Annotated in this window: 1 protein-coding gene; it reads right to left on the bottom strand. The window is 40.6% G+C overall.

The features are described 5' to 3' along the window. Positions 1-192: 192 nt before the first annotated feature. On the bottom strand, positions 193-432 hold the full coding sequence (locus BCT81_RS04880; RefSeq protein WP_102423409.1) for a hypothetical protein: 240 nt from the start codon (positions 430-432) through the stop codon (positions 193-195). Between the last annotated feature and the right edge of the window lie 24 nt (positions 433-456).

Raw genomic sequence — 456 nt, 5'->3', positions numbered from 1 at the left:
TTTCCAAGCTTATCTAATGCAGCAAAACCTTTAATTGTGACCAAAATGCCACACGTCACACACCATGCCAAGGCTTGTTAATCACTAAGCTACCAATAGAGTGAGTCCCATAACGAAAAATGCTGCACCCTAAGGCACAGCATTTTTCATGACAATGGTAGAACATTTAAAGTGGTAAGCACACTTTAAACGTTAGTCACGACGACCAGTAAGCTTGATCGCTTGGTTTTGATCTACATTCTTTTGGAATTGGATTCCGCCATTAGAAGCTTCATTTCTTCCTTCAAGAACAAAGTCAGACTCTACACGTTCAGCTTTCACTTGATTGCCTTCACTTCTTGTCATATCGATAGTGCCGGTATGTGTACCGTTAGCAGCAAAAGCAGTGTTCATTGAAAGCGCCATCAAGCCAAGTGCAAGTAACTTATTCATACATCACCTCGTTGAATTTCTAAT

Source organism: Vibrio sp. 10N.261.52.A1, assembly GCF_002876325.1.
Classification (GTDB): Bacteria; Pseudomonadota; Gammaproteobacteria; order Enterobacterales; family Vibrionaceae; genus Vibrio; species Vibrio chagasii.
The sequence above is the reverse complement of the archived record's forward strand: the minus strand, read 5'-3'. Positions and strand labels throughout refer to the sequence as shown.